Here is a 21436-nt window from a genome sequence, read left to right on the forward strand (position 1 = left end):
TAAAAAAATAAAATATTTCAATATTAAGAGATTTGTTTTTTTGTATATTACGAAATGATAATATATCTGTACAGGTAAATAAATCGTTAAAAGACCTCATTTAATTCATTAAAAATACTTGCTTTTTTTTGAATAAAATGAAATAAAGAAAGGGAGAGTTACGGACCGAAAGTGGTGATTTTAAATGAGAAAAGCCAAAGAAAAATGAGCCGGAAAATAGGAGTTATTATGAAAATAAAAATTCAATGTAAAGATAAATTACTTGTTAATTATTTACTATAATAATAACAATTATCAATAAAATTATTTTATAGTTTCAATAACTTGAATAAATAAGAGCTATTGTTAATTTTTCATAAAAAAACAAGCCGGATATATAAAATCCGACCTGTTTTATAGAAAAGCTTTTACTATTTAGCCTGTAAATATGAGATTAAACTTTAAGAAAAATTAAAATATACTTAAACTATATTGTTTAACCAGATCCAGAATCATATGATATCCTGCCAGTGAATTTCCATGTTGGTCCAGGGCAGGACTGAAAACACCAATACCCATTTTTCCCGGAACACTTACCGTAATTCCTCCTCCAACACCCGACTTACTCGGAAGTCCTACCATTCTGGAATATTCACCACTGAACTCATACATACCGGCAGTAAGCATTTGTGATTCTATCAGTTGGGCGATATCTGCATTTTTATATTGGGAATCTCCGTCGAACCTGACGCATTGGTTGGCAAAGAAATAGCCTATTTTAGCCAGGTCTTCAGCTGTTAATTCAATAGAACATTGTTTGAAGTAATTGTCCAGCTGATCTTCATTTCCTGAAATCAATCCATTATTTTTCATCAGGTAAAACATTCCGCGGTTACGGTGTCCCGTTGCTTTTTCAGATTCATAAACAGACTTGCTGTAATCAATGCCCGGATTTTTGGTAATGTACCGAACCATATCCAGTACCTTAAGAAAAGGCTTTTCACCCTCTCCGGAGATTAAGGAAGTGGTAAGAATTGCCCCTGCATTCATCATGGGGTTTAGCGGCTTACCGGTGGTTTCAAGATTGGAAAAATGGTTAAAAGGCTTTTCAGATCCAAAATACCCCATTTTATCGAAAACATTCGCTTCACCTTTCTCATTTACTGCGATCATCAGGGCAATGATCTTTGAAATGCTCTGCATGGTGAATTTCTTATGTACGTCTCCGGTATTCAGTATTTTGCCATTTTTATCTACAACCGAGAAAGCAATAGCTCTGGCATCCATTTTTCCCAGCTCAGGAATATAATCAGCAACTTTACCCTGGGTATAATATCCCCTGTTTTTTTCCAGGATACTGCTTAATGTTTTTTTCTGACAAGGTTGAAATATCAGCCGTTTTCTGGGCATACATTACAGTGTTTAAAGAAAGAAAAGCGGCTATGCACAATCCTTTTGCAGAAAATAAAAAACTATTTTTTCTCATAGTGAAGATCTTCGAATACATATTGATAATTACATCGGAAAACAAAGATAAAGTATTTCACCTTCGTTGGCAATTTCCTTTACCTATTCATTTTAAAATGTCGGGCAAAAGAGATTTGAGCTTACTGATACACCGGTTAACAGGAGGTTTAAATCTATAATAACCGGATTTCGTTTTCATACTGACATGCTGTTGTCATTACTTCTTTTTATATTTGAGCAATACAACAATAAATAAAATACCATGAAAACTGTGGTAAAAAGACAAACTATACATGTCAATAAAAGAGCAGATTGGCGGGAATGGCTGGAGCATAATCATTTATCGGAGCAATCAGTCTGGGTGATTTGTAATACCAAAAAATCCGGTCTTCCTACAGTAGATTGGACGGTACTGGTAGATGAGGCGCTTTGTTTTGGCTGGATAGACAGTACAAGAAAAACGATTGATGAAGGATCTTTTATGCAGTTGTTCAGCAGGCGCAAGCCTCACAGTACCTGGTCAAAAATCAATAAAGAAAAGATTCAAAAGCTTATAGATAGTAAACTGATGACAGAAGCGGGGTATAAAGTGATTGAAACTGCAAAACAAAATGGTTCCTGGGTGATTTTAGACAGTGTTGAAGAACTGATCATTCCTGATGACCTGAACGAGGCATTTAAAAAATACTGTGGTTCAGAAGAATATTTTTTAAGTTTGAGTAAATCGGTGAAAAAGATGTTGCTGCAATGGATTGTCCTGGCTAAAAGACCGGAAACGCGTAAGAAACGTATTGAAGAAATAGCAGAACTGGCGGGACAAAAGAACAGACCTAAGCAATTCAGGTAGCTGCTTACCGGCGATTTCTTATTTTTGTGGAACAAAACGGACGGAACTTCTCAAATATGGACAATATATTTTCTGACAACACTCAAATTGGAACAGTTTCTACCTTTTCTGAGCTGGTGAATACTCATTTCCAGGGGATGATAAATGCCCTTTGCTGGTACAGGACTTTAGATGGGGATTTTAAAGAAATTGTTTCTAAACTCCGGTTAGAAGATACGATCACAGAAATTTCCGTGGAAGACCTCTTGACACTGGAATTATCAGAAAAAGGGGAGAGGGCAAGAGAGGTTATATTGAATGATATACAGGCATTGACGGATTTCGGGGCAGCTCCTTCCCTGAACCTGCTTAAATGTTATGAACGGGATCAGGAATTTGATTTTATTTCAACTGATGTGTATTCCTATCATGTTGATCGTTCGCCTGTTGGTACGGACACTTTTTTTATGTACCTATTATGGGGCTGCAAGCGATATTCTTCCCAACCATCAGGCAGAGCAAAAGATTCTGATTCCGGAAATCCGTGAAAAGCTTAAAGAATTACATGATGGTCCGGAAGAAGAATTTGAAGACTTCCTGAAAGACGGCTTCTTTGATCTGCATTATCAGCCTAAGCCCGGTGCGGAGCCTGTTAATTTAGGATTAGGACATCTTTGGAGGTTAGCTGTGGACCATCCTGAACAAAAAGTTTTACCTTGCGTGCATCGCGCTCCTGTTGAGAATGAAGGTGAATACAGGTTGCTTTTGATTTGTTAAGTATTTTTTGATTGGTATCTCCTACTTTTACTCAAAGGTAGTATTTGATGAATATTCTCCTGCTTTTTGAGTCTGTTGGCTTATAAATTGTTGCTATACCTGCATTGAATTTGATAACCAATGACTAGATCGATTGTAATTTTAATTTTCTGTTTAAGTGGTTTCTTTTGTTTACATGCACAGGAAAAGAAAGATTCACTGTATTATAAAATAGAAGAATTTTCAGATAAAAGAAAAGTCACGAGATTTATTCATCGTTTGATATTCCGGAGAGAAGCAGATTCCACTTCTGTGAAATCCAGGATGGAAAAACTGACGCAGGTGGCCTATAATAAGAAATATATCAGAAATGTCAGGATAGAAACAATAGATCCTTTTGGATACGGCTCGAAAGATCAGAAAGAAAAATTAAAATGGTATGATTGGCTGGCAGATCATCTTCATCCTACTACAAGGGTTTCTACTGTTGACCATTATTTGCTTTTTAAGAAAGGGGAAGAATATAATGCTCAGAAGATCTATGAGTCTGAACGTTTGCTGAGGGCAATGCCTTTTGTAAACAGGGTTCATATCAGTGTTTCCGACAGTACTTCCGGCAAAGATTCAATTGATGTTGTGGTAAGGGTTCTTGATTCCTGGAGCCTGAAACCAAGGCTGAGCTATTCAGGGAGTACAATGGGCCTGGGACTTACCGAAGAAAATGTACTAGGTTTAGGGCATACCTTTGATTTCCTTTACAGAAATGATTCCAAAGAAAAGCAGAACTATCTTTTAGGAAGTTATACTGCTTATAATCTTTTTGGTTCTTACATTAATGCCCAGGTTCTTGGAGAACGGGATTTTTTCAGGAATGAAAGGGTTAATTTCAATGTCAGAAGAGATTTTTTCTCTCCTTTAACAAAGTGGGCGGGAGGTTTTACTTTCGAATATTTTATGCGGCATGTTTTGCTTCCGACAGAAGCTGATACTCACTTTCCTGAAGTTCAGATCAAAGTGTATAATCAGGATTTGTGGGGTGGTTACCAGATACCGGTTTCATCTGATCCCGGTGAGAAAATTTTCAGCAATATTGCCATCATAGGGAGGTTTCAGAATTACAGGTATAAAGACAGTCCCGGAATTGATCAGTATAAGTATTTCAGCTCTTACAACAGTTTCCTGATTTCTGTGGGATTGATTAACAGAAAATTTTCCGTTCAGAAGAATATTTTTCAATATGACCTACCGGAGGATATTGCTTATGGCAATTCATTAAGTTTTACTGCAGGAGGTTTATCAAGGGATAAAGTAGTGAACCCCTATGTGGGAGTTTCCGCATCTTACGGTAATTTTACAAAGCTGGGGTATTTTACTGTAAAGGCCCAGTTCGGAAGATTTTTTAATGAAGACAGCCGGAACCGTGAATCTTTCCGTCTGGATGGAACGTACTTCACGCCTCTTATGGATTGGAAATTTGCCAAAGCGAGGCATTTCTTTTCCCCGACTTTAGCGTTAGGGAATCCACAGCACAACTATTCCTATAAAGACAGGATCAATCTTTCTTCTCCGGATGAATTTCCCGTTTACAATTCAGATTTTATCGGAACAAAAAAACTGGTATTGAGATACCAGCTTCAGCTTTTTATCAATAAAACCTGGAAGAATTTTCATTTTAGTCCGTATCTGACAATGGCGGCTGGCTGGCTGGGGATGCCTGATGATAAACTCTTGAAAACAAAGACCAATACAAAAATAGGTATTGGAGTTTTAATTAATAATCCTTTTCTGGTTTTCAACAGAATTCAGATTTCATTCATGTATTATCCTAAGGTTCCTTTTGATAATCATTCGGTTTTTGACTTTAACAGTAACAGGAATAATCTTTTACCGATGAACAGTTTTGCGACGGAGGTTCCTCACTTCGTGAATTTTGGTAATTAATTGTATTCTGGAAAATAATTGTTTTATGGACTCACCGGAATATCTGTTTAAAATGTCAGAAATTTTGTTATTCATGGATAATGTTCGCTAGTCTGAATTTTAAACTGTAAATAAGGCCATCTTATAAAAGACAGCCTTAACTCATCGGTGTGTTAATAGAACCTTATTACTATTGATCTTTAATTTTAAAACATTACAAACCTATTTTCTTTTTAATCTGTTCAATTTCGTTCATTAAATTCTTGTTCTCAATGTTTTGTTTATCAATTATATCCTGTTGTCTGAGGATCATGTTTTGCTGTTCCTGTATTGCTCTCGTCAGAACAGGAATCAGTTGGTTATAATTCATTCCATAGTTCTCTTCGTTTCCTTTTGGTTTTTCTACAGCTTCAGGAATAATTTTTTCCATTTCCTGGGCTATAAAGCCAACCATATGTTTTCCTTTACCGTCTCTCCAGTTGTATTCAACCGGTCTCATTTTCATAACTGCTTCCAAACCATACTGAGTGTTCTGAATATCCTTTTTAAGACGCAAATCAGAAGTTTGTATCACTCCGTTTACGGCATAAATTGCACTCCAGCGGTTTGTGGGTACTCCGCTTGAAAAGATCCCGTCCAGAGATGGAACAATATGATCAGTAAATCCAATGTATCCCTCACCGGAAAAATCCAATGTAACACATGTTCCACAAGGCGTGGAATGTAAATAGCCAGGAGTTATAGTAAATATTGCTGCATTGGCTCCGGAAGTGTCTTCAATTCTTAAACCATTATAAGCTCCGAAATCCGGACTGGCTAGGTGGAACCTGCCTACAGGAGAGGAAGTCCCAATGCCTACAGCACCAGAGGAAGAAAATGTAGTTCCAAATGCAGTACCATTGATATTTAATGCATTTCCGTTATTAGTAATTGTTGTTCCCTGAGAAAGCAGACCACCCAGTCTGACATCAGCGCCGGAAATTGTTAACCCGTTACTTGCGGTTATACTATTATTAGTTATAGTACCTTCCCATGTTGTTGCAGAACCCGTAAGGCCGGTATTAATAAGCTGTAAACTTTGATTCGCAGCGATAGTTATATTTGTACTCCCATTAATCTTTTCTGATCCTGCAGGAGTTACTGTAATATTAAAGGGTGTATTGTTTTTTATTGTGTAGACACGTCCTTTAAAACTGCCGGTTCCGGTAACAGATGCAGGAAGAGTAAATACACCATCGGATGTTCCATTATACGAAATAAAAAAAATCTGAAGGGCTTACCGCATAATTAGGAAGTGAAACTACATTGTATGTGGCAGCAAATGATCCATTGACATCCAAAGTAGAACCAGGTGCCGAAGTATTGATTCCTACATTTCCTGCCTGTGCTGAAACTACAGTGCATTTTAGACCCGCTAATAATGCAATAAAAAGAATGCTTTTTTTCATTAATACTTTTTTTATTTAACGTTAATTTAAGATAGCTGAATAAGAAGTAAGTTCTTAACTATTGGGATTAAGTTTGTTGTGCAGCATACTGTTCTTACTCAATGCGAATTTAGTTACCCCTGTGATGGCAACAAAAGATTATTTGTACACATTTTTTTTACAATGTTGTGCAGACTTGTTTACAAATTAAAGATGGACACAGCAACTTGGCTATTATTAACAAGTGATGGTTTGGCTACATGGTCTTCCACAGTGACAGCGGCATTTGCCACTAACTGGACTTCATACGGAGGAGCAGCTGGTGAATCCATCACGGGTGGATCCGAACTTTTATCTTGATTTTGTGAAATTTCAGAACTGATTTTAAGATCCCTCTGATGAATATTGATTCTCAAAGCATGTAATGAAAAAAAGAGGCTGTCTCATTTTTAGAGACAGCCTCTTTTTTTTAATTGATGAAATATATTTCCCAAAGTGGGTTTGTTACAATGCTTTACTATTCAGACCTGTATCAGCAACTTTTGTCAGCAACTTATCGCATTTTTTTTCCTCATTCAGGGTTGCCAGAAGATTTTTCAGGCATGTATTTTCCTTAAGGACCTTTGCGTAGGCTGCAAGTGTTCCATAGGTTGCGATTTCATAGTGTTCCACTTTTTGTGCAGCAGCTATTATCCCTGCATCCCTTACAGTTCCCGGCTCTGTTTCTTCCATGATACTTTTTCCTTCATCAAGAAGTCCTTGCATGGCGTCACACTTTTTTGCCTGAGCTCTTTTTTTCAAGGATTTAAAACATTCCTCAAGTCTTTTTACATGGATTTCGGTTTCCATAAGATGATTTTCAATAGCCTGCTTAAGTTTTTTATCGGTTGCATTCTTATGCATTTTAGGTAATGTTTTAACCAAGGCTTTTTCCGCCCAATAAATGTCTTTCAGACCATCTTCAAATAAATCTTTCAGGCCTTTTGCAGCGTCCTTTTTGGCTGGAGTTTTTTGTTGTTTTTTTTAGCTGAAACTGATTTTGCAGGTGCTTTTTTTGTTGTTTTCTTTGTTACGGTTTTAGTTGCCATAATATTTTGGATTTAGTGTAATTATTTTAATTGCTGCAATTCTAGGGCCATTTGTGTCAAAGGTTCACGGTCAGAATGGGTATATATCACTTTGATCAGCATAAAAATGTTGTAATATGAAAAGTATTTGGCCAACTTTTAATTAGCTGTTTTTTCATCCTTAGATAAGACAGGGGCTTTTAGATGTCGTTTGTCATTGACTTTCAGGCTGATGGTCAATTTTTTCTGAGGAGGGATAATAGTTGAAAATTACAATGATAATTTTAATAGTGCTTCTAGGGGAGATTTACCATTATTCTTGATTTTATCATTATTTTTCAAAACTTATTTTAATTAAATACATAATTATATTTGTATATTTTTATGAATTTATTTTTATTTTTAAATTTAATTTATTAACTTTATATCAAACTAATCCAAAAACTATTTACTATGAAAACCTTTAAGCTTTCTGTATGCTTATTGCTATTAAGCATCTTCATTCTTGTAGTTAAATCGTGTTCAACAACCGAAGAAAGGGAATCTGTTACCAATCAAAATGAGATTAATAAAGAATTTGTAGGAAAAACTTCTCCGGGCATTACCGAAGACGAGTATCAGCAAATGATGCGGAACTTAAGAAGTGATATCGATGATATTCTTAATGAAACAAAGCCAGACAACTTAACCCTACAGGAGTATAAAATCAAACTCATTGATGGCAAGTTGTTTTTGCCTCAAAGTGCTCAGGAGCGAATCCTTAGCAGTTCCCAAAATCTGGCCAATTATGGAAGAGAATTAGCTTCCATAAATGATATTGATATAGATGTGAATGATGATTCTGAAGTTTTAGCGTTAGGCGGTTTATATTCTCCTGACGATGATCTTGGCAAGACATTTACTGGATTTGCCCGTATAGTTTCACAAACAGGCAGTACAATCCAAAAAAGTACGAATACTTTAACATGGGGTGAAGTTGGAGAATGTGCCGCTGTGGCAATTGGTGCTGATGCTTTATGGGCATTGGGAGGCTCTTCAGCAGCTACATGGGGTGCGGCAGCGTTAACAAGAGCATTTACTGCTGTTGCTAAAAGATTTTTAGGACCTATTGGTGTCGCCATTGCTGTGGTATCTTTCGGAGTTTGTATCGCCCAACAGGCAAATGATTAAAAGATGGAAATAGCATTATTACCATTGATATTTTATATTCTTAGTATAAGAATCAGAAACCTGCAGGAGGCTATTAAAAGAAAGCAAAATGTAGGATATGAAGCTATGCTTTTGCTTACAATAACTTTTTTAATACTTGGTCTGTTATTCTATATCAGGTACATCATAAAATAATATATTGCTATACTTATCAATCATAAAACAGAAGGCTGGGAAATTTTTCCAACCTTCTGTTTTTTCTTACTGTTTGATAAGGAAAATGAACTTTCCACTTACAGATTATAAAAAAGGATCGTAAAATCTGTTGTGCTGCAACTATTGGATTGCATTTCTTTTTATAAAGTTCAAAGTGTCAGGGAGTAATGGCTTTTTTATTCTTTCTCCACTGAATAAATCAAATACAGAGCCTTCGGTGAGGATGTGTCCTCTCAGATTTTTTTTATAGACAGAGGTTCTTTTTTTTTGCGCATTTGTTATTAACATTTCTTGCATTCACCACCATCACGGAGCTGTTGCCCATACAAGATGCTCTGTATCCTTTTTCAATAATGAATGCCATACCGGCATTTATTCCTATCGCCAAACATTCCTGATGCTGAATAACGGCATCCACTAAATATGTAAATCTTGTTCCATGCCTGAATTTCGTATCAATAATGCAGTTATTAACTAATCCCAAACCTGTTACCAGGTTTCCTTTATCATGGAGTACCAATCCCGGAAGGTACATTCCTCCTGCATTAATTCCGGCAATGGTAAAGTTTTCTTCGTGCAGATATTTTTTGACCAGCAGATCCGGTATTGATGAATCTTTTAGGATTTCAGAAAAATGCGGATTATCAAAAACAATTATTTTAGCCTCTGAAATTCTTGAATAATAAATGCCTAAATCTTCCTTTTCCCGGAGAAAAATACAACCAATATTATTGTAGCCTTCTTTTTTTAATGCTGCATCTTTACCACCATTTTCTAAATGATCTGAAGTTGTCAAAATTTCAATGCGTACAGTTTTTTGTTCTGACGACCGGGTAAGAATTTTCAGTAACAGATCATATGGTGTCAGCCTGCCCTCTGATTCTTCATCAGTTTCTTTATCATTGCCGCGAATGATAATGATTCTGCCTTTAGGTGTTATTGTACTTTCCATTTTATGTAAATGATGGTATTGTTCGACATGATTCATCGCCTCTCACACATGAGTTTAATAATGTATCCGGAATTTTCCGGATACCTTTCTTACTGATGAATGTTGCTGATGAATTTTTATAATGATTATGTTTGGTTACATCAAACTTAGTTACGAAAAAACCTAAAATTTATGATGCTAATCACAATGGCTGACTAAAGATTACTTAAAAAATAATGAACAATGACAATAATTTTGTAATTTTAAATATATAATCTCACAGTATGCTTAAAAAATTCAATCTTGCATTCCTGGTTTTCCTTTTGTTGATTTCTTGTGAGAGAGACAGTGAGTTCAGCAATGGCTCAGGCAATTATAACCATACCCGTTCTGTAGGTTCGTCTGCTAATGATTTGCTGAATAATAGTACCTATAATGCATTGGTCATTGAAATACTGTATATGCCCGGGTATGCACCTGATGCCAATGCCATAGAGTTGGTTAAGAACTTCCTGTCAACATTCCTTAAAAAGGAGGGAGGAATAAGCATTATACAAAAAAGAAATTGCAGGAGCAACTTCTGCCAGTTTATCAGTGGAAGATATCAGATCAATTGAAAATTCAAGCCGGACGGCTTTTACCAATGGATCTACAATGGCTGTGAGCATAATTTATACAAATGGGCAATACTATGCTAATGCCAGTACACTGGGAATAGCCTATCGTAATACCTCTATCGCTTTGTTAGGAAAAACAATTCATGATCATTCAGGAGGCTTTGGACAAGTTAGCCGGACAAAACTTGAAGCTACTGTATTGGAACATGAGTTAGGTCATTTACTGGGACTTGTTGATCTGGGATCCCAAATGCAGGTCAATCATAAAGACGCAGCCAATGGCAATCATTGTGATAATAAGAATTGCCTGATGTACTATGCTTCAGAAACTACAGATATCCTGGGCTTCCTTAACACCAACAATATTCCTCAGCTTGATACGAACTGTAAGGGTGATTTGACGGCAAACGGAGGAAAATAACCGCTATTTGTTTAATTTAATGAGAAGGATATGCACTACTCAGGTTTTTATTTTTACCGGTAATAAATGAGAATCAGAAGACGTAGTTTGTCGTGAAGTTGTAATGGGTTGAAAAGTAATAGATTATAGAATTAATTACTGACCTGATACAATGGAAAACACAACTAATAGTCTAAATTTTGCTCATCATAAATATCATTTTTCCAATAAATTTGGAAAGCTGTGTTAAAATATTTACAGTATGATTATCGATGAAAATCTTTTACTGCAAAATGGAGCTGTGTACGCGGATTATTCCGCAAGGGAATTTATTTTTCAAATGGGGGACAGGCGCATTATTATTTTCAGATTGTAAACGGAATTGTAGAGGTGAATAATTATCATACGGACGGTAAAGAATTTACCCTCAATATTTTAACAGAGGGGCAGAGTATCGGAGGGAGAATCATTACTTTTTAATGAGAAAACCTATCCTATGAATGCTGTTGCGAAAACAGACACCAGAATTTTGAAATTGGCAAGACCGGATTTTCTTGCCATGCTGGCTCAAAATGAGAAACTGATCTTTACATTTTTTCAGCGCCTTTCTGACAGGCTATACTATAAATATATCATGCTTTTCAATAATTCTTCGGCTGATCCTATGGTTAAGATAAGGTCCCTGATGGATTATTATCGGTTTCCGTTAACGACATTGGATGAACAAGCATTGTCACTTTGACATTATCATGAAATTTTGACAGTTTTTATGAAAAAAATTCACCTTTCTTGAATTGGTATTTTTTTTGAACCCGATCTGTTAGCAGCTGGCCAGCTGATGTTTAAATAATACATTGTTTAACTTTAAAAGAGCATTATTATGAATCTTATTAAAAGAAATTGGAGCAACATGCCAGGAGTTCCCAATCTTTTCGATGATTTTTTTTAATCGCGAGCTTTTTAATTGGGGAAACAATAATTATTCATCTACAAGTACGACCGTTCCTTCAGTGAATATTATGGAAAATGCTGACGCATACGAAGTACAGGTAGCAGCTCCGGGCATGGAAAAAAACGATTTTCAGATTAAGCTTGATGGAAACCTTTTGACAATCTCTTCATCTAAACAGGATAGTTCTGAAACCAAAGAAAAAAACTTTACCCGCCGGGAATTCAGTTATCAGTCATTCCAGAGAAGTTTCGAATTGCCTAAAGATGTTGTTGATCAGGAGAATATTCAGGCAAAATATGAAAACGGCTTATTGAAGCTCACCATTCCAAAGAAGGAAGAAGCGAAACAAAAGCCTCCTCGTTTGATTGAAATTACATAATGTGTGATAGTATAGATGAAACAAGCCCCGAACGGGGCTTGTTTCATCATCAAAATGAGCCTGTAACCAGTGCCGGGAACCCACATCTGTTATGGGTTTATACTTTAGTCAGATGCTCGCAGTAATGATTTCGTGGAAGTATTCAGGCATGGATCCGGCATACAGTAAATAGCCTAAACTTCAGTTTATAGCACTTTTTTTTCAAAAATGGTAACCTTCTACAATTAAAACTAATGCTATAGTACAGAGAATATGCTTTGGTCAGTATGTATTTTGTGTATAACAACATTGGGAATGATGTTTTTGCTGAAAAAGCTGAAACAGCCCTATCTTATTGCTTATCTTATAGCAGGGATATTGCTTGGTCCCTATGCATTAAAACTCTTTACCCGGCCGGAAGAAATAGAAATGGTTGGCGAAATAGGAATATTGCTGCTTATGTTTTTTGTGGGCATGGAAATTAATATTCCGAATAAAAAGAGCTTAATAATCAAGCCGTTATTGGCACAAGGTATTAAAATACTCCTGAGCCTTCTTTTTGCCTATTTCATTGGTAGGTTCCTTGGGCTTGATTATAAAAGTATTGTACTTATTGCCATGCTTTTTACATTTAACAGTACTGCTGTTGTTGTCGAATTTTTGAAGAAGCATGGAACAATACATACCGCATTCGGGATTGTTATCCTGAATATTTTATTGTTGCAGGATCTTCTTCTGGCTCCGGCTTTAACAGTATTGAAATTCTGGAATGGTGAAGATTTCAGCCTTTTAAACCTTATATTTCCTCTTGCGATCTGCTTGGCTATTTTCTTTATATTCAGAAAAATCAGACATTTCAGGGAAATCAGGTTTTCATCTTCATTTTTAGAGAATGATCATGATTTACAGGTTTTTTCCGGGCTTTTTATTTGCCTCGGATTCGGTTTATTAGCCGAAGTAATGGGGATGAGTGCCGCATTGGGGAGTTTCATGGCTGGAGTTTTGGTAGGGAAAATGAAAGTGTTTCATTGGCTTGAACATTCACTGTTGCCCTTTAAAATTTTCTTCGTTTCATTATTTTTTGTATCCATAGGGCTGCGTATGGATATTCCTTATCTTTTGTCTAACTATAAACTTATTATTTTAGGTACCTTGGTTGTGCTGGTCAGTAATAGTATTATGTCCGCTATTTTTTTCCGGGCATTAAACTTTAAATGGAAAGATAGCCTGTATGGAGGGGCATTGCTGTCACAAACGGGAGAATTTGGAATTCTTGCACTTTCCATTGCCTATAAGACTAATATCGTGGAATATGAACTTTATAAGGCCGGATTAGGAATCACGTGCCTGTCATTGCTGTTTTCAACCCTATGGATTAATCTTGGAACAACTTTTAAAGGACATAAAAAGAATAGTATTAAAGACAAGGCTTAATCATACAATTAAAAATATGGGACCGAACATATAAAAATTCTTTGCTGCATAGTACAATAATATCTTCATTGTGAGTTCAATCATAAGTCTATATAATTTCAGGCTGTATTTTTGTAACACCATAATAGTTGTAGTTTCCTTCTACTCCTACAACTTTAACCCTCCTTAATAAGAGGGTTTTATTTTCATAAGATTTTAATGATTAAGAATAATCTTACTCATTATGATCTGTTGCAAATCATTACTATTCAGCATATACCGTCAGATTTTGTGGGGAGATTTTACTTTAAGGCTGCAATTTCAGTAATATTTGTGCACATAAAACTCATGACCAGGGTCATAAAATGACAAATTACAGATCTGTAATTTAGAAAAAAATTGTAGTATTATGAAAAAGAATTTATTTGACCGATTTGCGGATTGGGCTGTATGCTTCACAGGAAGTGCAGGGGCTTTTATAGGAGCCAGTTTATTGGTTATCATCTGGGCGGCTACGGGGCCGATGTTCAGATTTTCTGAAGTCTGGCAAATGGTGATCAATACCGGAACTACTATTATTACTTTTCTGATGGTATTTCTGATTCAGAAAGGGCAAAACAAGGATTCCAAGGCTATCCAGATTAAACTTAATGAGCTTATTGCCAGCCATAAGCAAGCCAGCAATAAAATTGTAGATATTGAAGACCTTACTGAAGAAGAACTTGATGAACTTCATAAGTTTTATGAAAGAATTGGAAAGACTCCTAAAAAAAGATCAGAATTATCCATAAACCACTCTGATGATGAATATAATAAAACCCGTTATAAATAAATCCTGATATGAGGGATATTAAACGGTTTTAAAATGTAAGGTGGCAAAATTTTAAATGAACAAGCATGCATACTTATTTAAAATAAATTTTTTTATAGTATAATTCATTTCTAATCAACTACCTTTAGTACCTGAATGGAACTTATGAAAAATATTATAATACTTCAATATCAACGTAACCATAAACTCCGTTTAATAGAATAGCGATAGTATTAACATTCCAATGTCTTAATTATTTATTTAAAGAACATTAAAGTTAGAGCAAATTGATGTTCATAAGCCTCTTGTTAAAATAACAGGAGGTTTTGTTGAATAGCTGATTTAAAATTGAAGTATATTCTAAGCATAAAAAAACAAAAGCAAACATTTCATGAATAGTAAGATCATAGGTGTGGGTAACTGCATTCCGTCAGAAACAATAACCAATCTATATTTTGACAAGCATGTTTTCCTGGATGACAAGGGTATCCTCTTAAAAGATGATAACTTTTCCCTTAGTGAGAAGTTAAAGAAAATAACAGGTATCGAGGAGAGAAGATATGCCAGTGGTGATCAGGTAACATCTGATCTCGGACTCATTGCTGCCCAGGCTGCAATAGAAGATTCTAAGATAGATCCTGAAACGTTAGATTATATAATTTTTGCCCATAATTTTGGAGATGTCCGCTTTGGGACAGTACAATCTGATATGGTGCCGAGTCTTGCCGCAAGAATTAAACATTCGTTGAAAATTAAGAACAATTTTTGTGTAGCTTATGATGTAATATTTGGATGTCCCGGCTGGATTGAGGGAATAATCCAGGCAAATGCCTTCATAAAATCCGGGATTGCCAAACGATGTCTGGTAATAGGGGCTGAAACACTTTCCCGCGTGGTAGATATCCATGATAGAGACAGTATGATTTATGCAGACGGGGCCGGAGCAGTGATTCTGGAAGGGAATTCTGATGATGATTCCGGCATAAAAGCCCATTTATCTTCGTCTCACACCTACAAGGAAAAAGATTTTTTTATATTTCGGGAAGTCTTATAACGGAGACCGTTGCTCGGATACCCGGTATATTAAGATGGATGGACGGAAAATCTATGAATTTGCCCTGCTCCATGTACCCGAAGCTATGAAACAGTGTCTGGATAGTAGTGGTTATTCTATCCATCAATTAAATAAAATAATTATTCATCAGGCCAATGAAAAAATGGATGAAGCAATTGTTGAAAGATTTTATCGGTTGTATAATGAAGCCGTTCCCCAGGATATTATGCCGATGGTAATACAAAAGCTTGGTAATAGCAGCGTGGCAACTATCCCGTCTTTACTTACTAAGATTTTAAAAGGTGAATTACAACAACACAAAATAAAGAATGGTGATATTGTATTGTTTGCTTCGGTAGGAGCGGGAATGAATATCAATGCGTTTGTTTACAAATTCTAAAAAGCTTTTTAATCAATTATTTTGACGGCTGTTTCTTTTGAGCTCCCTTTCAATTTCGTTGCATCTTTGGTATTTGAATAAAAACAATTATCTAAAGCTTCCTGCTAAAGGCTGATGTATTTGTTTTTATTTTCCTGAAAATCCCGCGATGGTCTGAATTTTGCACTCGGTAACACGCCAATTTTACTAAGATTTTTCATACAAACTACATCAAAAAAATATAATATGATTATCGATGAAAATCTTTTGCTCGAAAATGGAGCTGTTTATGAAGATTATCCCGCAAAGGAAATTATCTACCAGATTGGTGATACACCTCATTTCTATTTCCAGATTGTGCGGGGGACGGTAGAATTGAACAATTACCATGAGGATGGTAAAGAGTTTACGCTAAACATTCTGTCTGCCGGTCAAAGCATAGGGGAGTCTCTTCTCTTTGGAGATAAAAAATATCCCATGAATGCGGTAGCGAAGACTGAATGTAAGATCTTAAAGCTGGCGAAATCTAATTTTCTTTCGCTGATCTCAGAGAACCGGGAAATTATGTTTGACATGTTCCGGCATCTTTCGGATCGCTTGTTTTACAAGTATATGATGCTTTTCAACAATTCGGCTACAGAACCGTGCACAAAAATCAGATCCCTGATGGATTATTACAAGGAATGTTCACGCTTTCAGGATCAATATACCTATGCTGTACCTCTTACACGACAACAAATTGCAAATCTGACCGGTCTGCGTGTTGAGACTGTCATCCGCGCTGTAAAAAAAAATGGAGCAGGAAAATCTTCTCAAGCTTGAAGGACGGCAGATATTATATTAATTTTAAGTTTGTATTCCCCGATAAGCCTGCCATTGGCAGGCTTATCGGGGAATTATCAGTAGAGAGAGGGTCATAATACTTTGTTAGCTGTAATTGCCACCATTACTACTTTCTGATTATTTTCCTCGTTTCAGTTTTTCCATCTTTGAATGTAATTGTAAGAAAATAGATTCCGGAAGGAAATACTGAAATATTTATTTTATCGGTTTTTTTAAATGTAGCAATCTTTTTCCCTTCTGTATCGTTCATTTCTATTTTTGTTACTTTATCTCCATTTTTTATGTTCACATAACCTGAGCTGGGGTTAGGATAAATATCAACTTTCTTATCGGCTGTCACATCTGCAGTGCCTAATGTAAGTGTATTTTTACCGTAACTAAGAGCACGGCTATAAACCACGGGAAGCCCTGCAATGGCAGTCTCTGAAAAACCGATGGTTAATAAAGCTCCTGCATAATCTGATGAAATCCAGGTATAACCAACGAAGGTTGTATTGGCTGTTGGACCACCTGCCGTATTACTGGTTATATTTTTTTCCACTTTCACTCTCAATGTATTGGGAAATGTTCCCAGAGCCGTTTTGAGTGTTCCGTAAGCATCTACAGTAACGGTATGTGCTCCCGTCTCTGTCACTGATGCCGGAGTACTGTGCCCTGCCCAAGAATCTGTAAAGGTTTGTAAATAAGTAACCGGGAATTTTAGTTCCAGCGATGGATCGGTATAGGTATAATAAGTAGTTACTCCATTATTTATGGATTTAGTTCCAAGAGTTGAAAGTTCATTATTAGCATACTTGAAATAGGCATAATTTTCCGCCCCGCCTGATGCAACAGATGCAATAATTTTGTTAGCCTGATCGAAATCAGAACAGTTGGTATTACCGGCCGGGCAGTCATATCGTGTCTGTGTAGTTGTGATGGCAGATGTATACTGAGAAAAGTCCCATGAGACATTAGTACCGGATGGTCCGGGAGTTAAACTACCCAATTGCGTGAAATCTACCGCATAATAGGTAAGAGAGCCAGGCTGTACAGCATGGGCAGCTGAAATAACCGGTTGTGCACCCATTTTTGCCATGATAAAAATTAAAAGAGTGAAATATAACTTTCTCATAATGTTTTTGTTTTCATAATTATAGGATTCAATGATCAATGCTTACTTTACAGTTTTGGCTTGCTGTTATATCTTTTCAAATAAATGAACAAAAGCCTCTTGACTAATGAAACATCCATGTGGTACAAATGCACAAACAAGTATAAAAACACTCTGGATATTCCATTTGACTGTTTTCTTTTATATTATTCTGCTTTATTTATTTTCTGTTCCCAAAGAAGATTATCCTTTTTGTCAAAATACTTTATGCCTACAAATTTTAAACTATCTTTATTTTTAAATAAATCGCTATTGGGTTTTCCAAATCCAAGTACAAGTTTCCCATTGGCGTCCTGAAGGATTAAAGCTCGTGTACCGTCAGAGAGTACTGCAGCATGCAAGGCCTCCCTGCCATTGCCTGGATCATCTAAACCCAATGCAACTCCGCTTCTTCCGTCTTCAAATGTGTGAGTACCAAAACCACCCACTTCCATTCCCTTATTGTTATTTAAAAGAATACCTGTAGGTAAAAAAATTCTCCTCCCAACATTCGGGTCTGATAATTGCTCACCGAGTTGCATTACATCTATTCCCTTGTCATTCAGGAACACTATTCCATAAGCAGAATGTCTATATTTTTTATACCATTCCATGTATTTGTTTGGGTCTTTGGGGTAAATGTCGTTTGCAAAATATTTTCTTACTAAACTGGTATCTGTCCTGACTCTATCTACTGAATGCGGTATAGGGGCTCCAATCAATATTCTATCTTTACCATTTTCGTCTTCAATGATAATCCCTTTAGTTCTAATTAAATTAACTTTATAAGCTTCGGTAAATCCTAAGCAGAAAACAGCAATAAATACCAGGCTTACAAACCCTATAAAAAGCTGTTTCATCCTTTTATACCGCTTTTCAATCTCTTTTAATTGTTTTAATATTTCGTTTTCCATTTTTAGTTTTTTTTGTGGGCAGATTTATCTTATAACAAAATTATTATTGCATACGAAGACAAGCAATCCCAATAGTTGGCTATTTTTCATATCACTGAAAACAGGGATTTTATAGTTATGTGTATTAATTCTTTTTATCGAAAGTTGTAAACTTGTACATAATAAAAATAATGTTCCGAGCTTTATTACTTATTTTCCTGCTACCGTTGTATAGCATGGCACAGCTGCAGTGGACCGATTCGGGCTACGCCGATAGTTTGCAAAATGTCTTAAACAGCCGCACCACGAATAGTGTAAAAGCAGAAACTAATTATCTGCTTTGCCAGCATTGGTCATACCGCGATACCATAAAAGCCAAACAGTATTTGCAGGCTGGTCAAAAAGCTGCAAAAGAGTCTACATTCTTAACAGCGCTTTATTATTTTTATGAAGGCAGCCTTTATCACAGCCTTAATCCTGAAAAAGCGGCTTTTGATTATTTAAGGTCCGACTCGTTATTGGCCAAAGAAGCCATACCTAAAGCACACTATTTTAGGGCAAAAGCACTATTTAATTATGCCTTGCTTTATGAGGACAAAGACAATACAGGTGCTGCTGTGGATATTGTTTTGAACAAGGTTATACCCATAGCAAAAAAAGCTGGAGATCCGACATTGCTCGGAGAGAACTATATGTATGCCGGGCAGTTTTTTCAAGGTGCAGGACAGCATAAAGTAGCGGCACAGTATTATATGCAGGCAATACAACAACTGCAAACTACTTATAAAAAAGTCGATTCTCTTCAGAGTGTATGTATATGCCGCCCAAAATTACTGCCAACTGAAAAGAATGAACGATACACAGGCAACGCTTGAAAAGGCAAAAGAACTTCTTCCGTTTTTTACCAATACGAAAATGCTGGCAGAATACTACGAGGTGGAAGCCCTGTATCTATGGAAAGGAGAAAAACAATTTTTGCGAGCTCACCAAAGCCTTGACAAAGGAATGGCAATAGCAAAAAAACTGGATGAAGAATATATCTATAACAGCCTGCTATTTTCAAAATACAACCTATATATGGCCGAGGGTAAAAATAGTCAAGCCATCCAAGTATTACACATGCTAGCAAAGTCTGCGTTATACCTGCTTAAAGCAGAAAACAGGAAATCTGTTTATAATGGCCTTGCTCAAAACTATGCCGCCATTAACAACATGACACAGGCTTATCGATGGCAAAAGAAATATGCTGAAACAAGTGATAGTCTTGCTGAGAATAGATTGACCAAAAATATTAATGAACTGGAAATAAAATACCGGACGACAGAAAACCAAAAGCGCATATTTGCTTTGGAAGCAGAAAAAAAACAGGCGATCCTTGCCAATAAAAATAACCGGCTTACTAATGGGCTACTTACCGCAGGTTGCTTTTTACTTGTTTGTATTGCAGCCTACTCTATAATACTGTATCGTAAAAACAAAAAAAATTTCGGTACAACAACTAAAAGATATTCGACAGCAACAGGAAATAAAGCTATCTCAGGCTATGTTACAATTGCAAGAAGAGGAGCGGAGTCGTATAGCGCGTGATTTACACGATGGCGTAGGTAGCATGCTTGCAGGGATTAAAATAAATCTTTCGGGCATTGCTGCCAAAGTAGATAAACCCTATATCCAGTGCATCAATGATACGATGCGTCAGTTGGACAATTCGGTAACGGAACTACGCCGTATTGCCCACAATTTGGTGCCGGATATATTACTACGCTACGGATTGGAAGAGGCTTTACAAGAATTGGCAGAAACCCTTATCTCTCCAAAGACCTCCATTGATTTGCAGTGCCTCAATATAAAGACAGATATAGCTATTGGCATTCAGCTTTCCATCTACCGAATTATACAGGAGCTGCTCTCCAACGCCGTTAAGCACGCTGACGCTAGCAACATACTGGTGCAATGTAGTCAGAACGAGCATATTTTTATGATTGCAGTGGAAGATGATGGAAAAGGACTTGATACCGAAGATACAGGTGCCCACAGGGGTATTGGTATTTCTAATATTAAAAACAGAGTGGCATACCTGAACGGCACCGTCAGCTACTCTCGTGGAAAAAACCGAACAGGAACCATTGTAAATATTGAACTGTATGTTACAGCATAAAATAAAAATAGCATTAGTGGATGATCATCCGATGGTGGCAGAAGGCTTGGGCAAGGTATTGTCATCGGTGGAAAACATAGAAATTACAGGCTGTTTTTTTGATGGACACAGCCTGCTTCGGTTTTTAAGGCATACTGCCGTAGATATGGTGCTACAGGATATTACGCTGCCAGATATAGACGGCATTGTGCTTTGCAAAACTATAAAACATAACTCTCCTAAAACGATCGTGCTGGCCTTTAGTCATCACCACAACCGTAAAATTATTATGGATATGCTCAACAACGGCGCTAACGGTTACCTGCTCAAAAATGCCTCTTTGGAAGAACTGATAAATTGTATTGATGCCGCACTACGGGGAGAAATAGTATTTAGCCGGGACGTGAAGGAAATTATTGCCTCGCCACAATTGTCAAGTGATCAGAAATCCATACGCCTTACCAACCGGGAAAAAGAAGTACTGGGCCTGATTGCCGCCGGTAAAACAACCATGCAAATGGCGGATCAATTATTCATAAGTAAATTTACGATAGAAAGCCACCGCAAAAACCTGCTGCAAAAATTTGAAGCCAAAAATGTCGCTGAATTAATAAGGATAGCTGCGGATAAAGGATTTTTGTAATGGATATATGTTTCTATTCAATTAAACCTACACTAAGAAAACAGAACATATTCACATACAAGACAC

The 21436-nt window shown here is 36.5% G+C and carries 22 protein-coding genes and 2 pseudogenes; 17 read left to right on the top strand and 7 right to left on the bottom strand.

Translation table 11 applies throughout. From position 1 onward, the window contains the following. Window positions 1-450: 450 nt before the first annotated feature. A complete protein-coding gene (gene glsA, locus HX13_RS05325) occupies window positions 451-1389 on the bottom strand; it encodes a glutaminase A (protein WP_050020208.1) in 939 nt (312 codons plus the stop codon). Between the two features lie 319 nt (window positions 1390-1708). Between glsA and HX13_RS05335 the strand changes: the two genes are divergently transcribed. The 3 genes and pseudogenes from HX13_RS05335 to HX13_RS05345 all read left to right on the top strand — a co-directional run bounded on the left by HX13_RS05335 (window position 1709) and on the right by HX13_RS05345 (window position 4969). Then, entirely contained in the window at window positions 1709-2293 is a 585-nt protein-coding gene (locus HX13_RS05335) for a YdeI/OmpD-associated family protein (protein WP_050020210.1), read from the top strand. 56 nt (window positions 2294-2349) lie between these two features. Then, window positions 2350-3049, top strand: a pseudogene (locus tag HX13_RS05340) (DUF1826 domain-containing protein). 120 nt (window positions 3050-3169) lie between these two features. Then, a complete protein-coding gene (locus tag HX13_RS05345) occupies window positions 3170-4969 on the top strand; it encodes a hypothetical protein (protein WP_050020211.1) in 1800 nt (599 codons plus the stop codon). Window positions 4970-5162: 193 nt separating this feature from the next. On the opposite strand, the gene HX13_RS22425 is transcribed toward HX13_RS05345, so the two are convergent. Next, window positions 5163-5642 carry a tail fiber domain-containing protein gene (locus tag HX13_RS22425; protein WP_050020212.1) on the bottom strand — a complete coding sequence of 160 codons (480 nt, stop codon included), beginning with the start codon at window positions 5640-5642 and terminating at the stop codon, window positions 5163-5165. A gap of 553 nt (window positions 5643-6195) precedes the next feature. Further along, window positions 6196-6396 (bottom strand): hypothetical protein, encoded by a 201-nt coding sequence (locus tag HX13_RS05355; protein WP_050020213.1) that lies wholly within the window; start codon window positions 6394-6396, stop codon window positions 6196-6198. Between the two features lie 192 nt (window positions 6397-6588). On the opposite strand from HX13_RS05355, the gene HX13_RS22750 reads away from it, so the two are divergent. Then, the gene (locus HX13_RS22750; RefSeq protein WP_167336341.1) at window positions 6589-6735 is read left to right on the top strand and encodes a hypothetical protein; all 147 of its coding nucleotides are present in this window, start codon (window positions 6589-6591) and stop codon (window positions 6733-6735) included. Between the two features lie 144 nt (window positions 6736-6879). On the opposite strand, the gene HX13_RS05365 is transcribed toward HX13_RS22750, so the two are convergent. Next, window positions 6880-7299, bottom strand: a complete 420-nt coding sequence (locus HX13_RS05365) for a ferritin-like domain-containing protein (protein ID WP_316931239.1) — start codon at window positions 7297-7299, stop codon at window positions 6880-6882. 596 nt (window positions 7300-7895) lie between these two features. Here HX13_RS05365 and HX13_RS05370 point away from each other — a divergent pair. Continuing rightward, window positions 7896-8612 (top strand): hypothetical protein, encoded by a 717-nt coding sequence (locus HX13_RS05370; protein ID WP_050020215.1) that lies wholly within the window; start codon window positions 7896-7898, stop codon window positions 8610-8612. 439 nt (window positions 8613-9051) lie between these two features. On the opposite strand, the gene HX13_RS05375 is transcribed toward HX13_RS05370, so the two are convergent. After that, on the bottom strand, window positions 9052-9759 hold the full coding sequence (locus HX13_RS05375) for a hypothetical protein (RefSeq protein ID WP_050020216.1): 708 nt from the start codon (window positions 9757-9759) through the stop codon (window positions 9052-9054). Window positions 9760-10022: 263 nt separating this feature from the next. Between HX13_RS05375 and HX13_RS23490 the strand changes: the two genes are divergently transcribed. From HX13_RS23490 to HX13_RS05410, 8 genes and pseudogenes are all read left to right on the top strand, one after another. Continuing rightward, window positions 10023-10355, top strand: a complete 333-nt coding sequence (locus HX13_RS23490; RefSeq protein WP_238555053.1) for a transposase — start codon at window positions 10023-10025, stop codon at window positions 10353-10355. Continuing rightward, entirely contained in the window at window positions 10333-10776 is a 444-nt protein-coding gene (locus HX13_RS23495) for a M12 family metallo-peptidase (protein WP_238555054.1), read from the top strand. The genes HX13_RS23490 and HX13_RS23495 overlap by 23 nt, the downstream gene beginning before the upstream one ends. Window positions 10777-11251: 475 nt before the next feature. Further along, the gene (locus HX13_RS22755) at window positions 11252-11497 is read left to right on the top strand and encodes a hypothetical protein (protein ID WP_050020217.1); all 246 of its coding nucleotides are present in this window, start codon (window positions 11252-11254) and stop codon (window positions 11495-11497) included. Between the two features lie 193 nt (window positions 11498-11690). Then, window positions 11691-12086 carry an Hsp20/alpha crystallin family protein gene (locus HX13_RS05390; RefSeq protein WP_238555055.1) on the top strand — a complete coding sequence of 132 codons (396 nt, stop codon included), beginning with the start codon at window positions 11691-11693 and terminating at the stop codon, window positions 12084-12086. A 294-nt stretch (window positions 12087-12380) separates the two neighbouring features. Then, entirely contained in the window at window positions 12381-13499 is a 1119-nt protein-coding gene (locus tag HX13_RS05395) for a cation:proton antiporter (protein WP_238555056.1), read from the top strand. Between the two features lie 388 nt (window positions 13500-13887). Then, on the top strand, window positions 13888-14310 hold the full coding sequence (locus HX13_RS05400; RefSeq protein ID WP_050020218.1) for a low affinity iron permease family protein: 423 nt from the start codon (window positions 13888-13890) through the stop codon (window positions 14308-14310). A 370-nt stretch (window positions 14311-14680) separates the two neighbouring features. Then, window positions 14681-15743, top strand: a pseudogene (locus HX13_RS05405) (3-oxoacyl-ACP synthase III family protein). A gap of 225 nt (window positions 15744-15968) precedes the next feature. Further along, entirely contained in the window at window positions 15969-16544 is a 576-nt protein-coding gene (locus tag HX13_RS05410) for a Crp/Fnr family transcriptional regulator (RefSeq protein WP_050020219.1), read from the top strand. 127 nt (window positions 16545-16671) lie between these two features. Here the strand turns inward: HX13_RS05410 and HX13_RS05415 are convergent, their stop codons facing one another. Together HX13_RS05415 and HX13_RS05420 are read right to left on the bottom strand one after the other, a co-directional pair. Continuing rightward, complete coding sequence (locus HX13_RS05415; RefSeq protein WP_128572195.1) at window positions 16672-17679, bottom strand: T9SS type A sorting domain-containing protein; 1008 nt, start codon at window positions 17677-17679, stop codon at window positions 16672-16674. A gap of 185 nt (window positions 17680-17864) precedes the next feature. Next, a complete protein-coding gene (locus HX13_RS05420; RefSeq protein ID WP_050020221.1) occupies window positions 17865-18611 on the bottom strand; it encodes a hypothetical protein in 747 nt (248 codons plus the stop codon). Between the two features lie 215 nt (window positions 18612-18826). On the opposite strand from HX13_RS05420, the gene HX13_RS05425 reads away from it, so the two are divergent. The 4 genes from HX13_RS05425 to HX13_RS05440 are packed head-to-tail and all read left to right on the top strand — an operon-like array spanning window position 18827 to window position 21370. Then, window positions 18827-19465 (top strand): hypothetical protein, encoded by a 639-nt coding sequence (locus HX13_RS05425; RefSeq protein WP_050020222.1) that lies wholly within the window; start codon window positions 18827-18829, stop codon window positions 19463-19465. Continuing rightward, window positions 19440-20177 carry a hypothetical protein gene (locus HX13_RS05430; RefSeq protein WP_050020223.1) on the top strand — a complete coding sequence of 246 codons (738 nt, stop codon included), beginning with the start codon at window positions 19440-19442 and terminating at the stop codon, window positions 20175-20177. Before HX13_RS05425 ends, HX13_RS05430 begins: the two co-directional genes overlap by 26 nt. Continuing rightward, window positions 20134-20748, top strand: coding sequence for a sensor histidine kinase (locus HX13_RS05435; protein WP_128572196.1), 615 nt, complete (start codon window positions 20134-20136; stop codon window positions 20746-20748). The genes HX13_RS05430 and HX13_RS05435 overlap by 44 nt, the downstream gene beginning before the upstream one ends. Continuing rightward, entirely contained in the window at window positions 20735-21370 is a 636-nt protein-coding gene (locus tag HX13_RS05440; protein ID WP_050020225.1) for a response regulator, read from the top strand. The genes HX13_RS05435 and HX13_RS05440 overlap by 14 nt, the downstream gene beginning before the upstream one ends. The last annotated feature ends 66 nt before the right edge of the window (window positions 21371-21436 follow it).

Origin of the sequence: Chryseobacterium sp. P1-3, from assembly GCF_000738495.1 — a bacterium.
In the GTDB taxonomy this organism is placed as follows: domain Bacteria; phylum Bacteroidota; class Bacteroidia; order Flavobacteriales; family Weeksellaceae; genus Chryseobacterium; species Chryseobacterium gallinarum.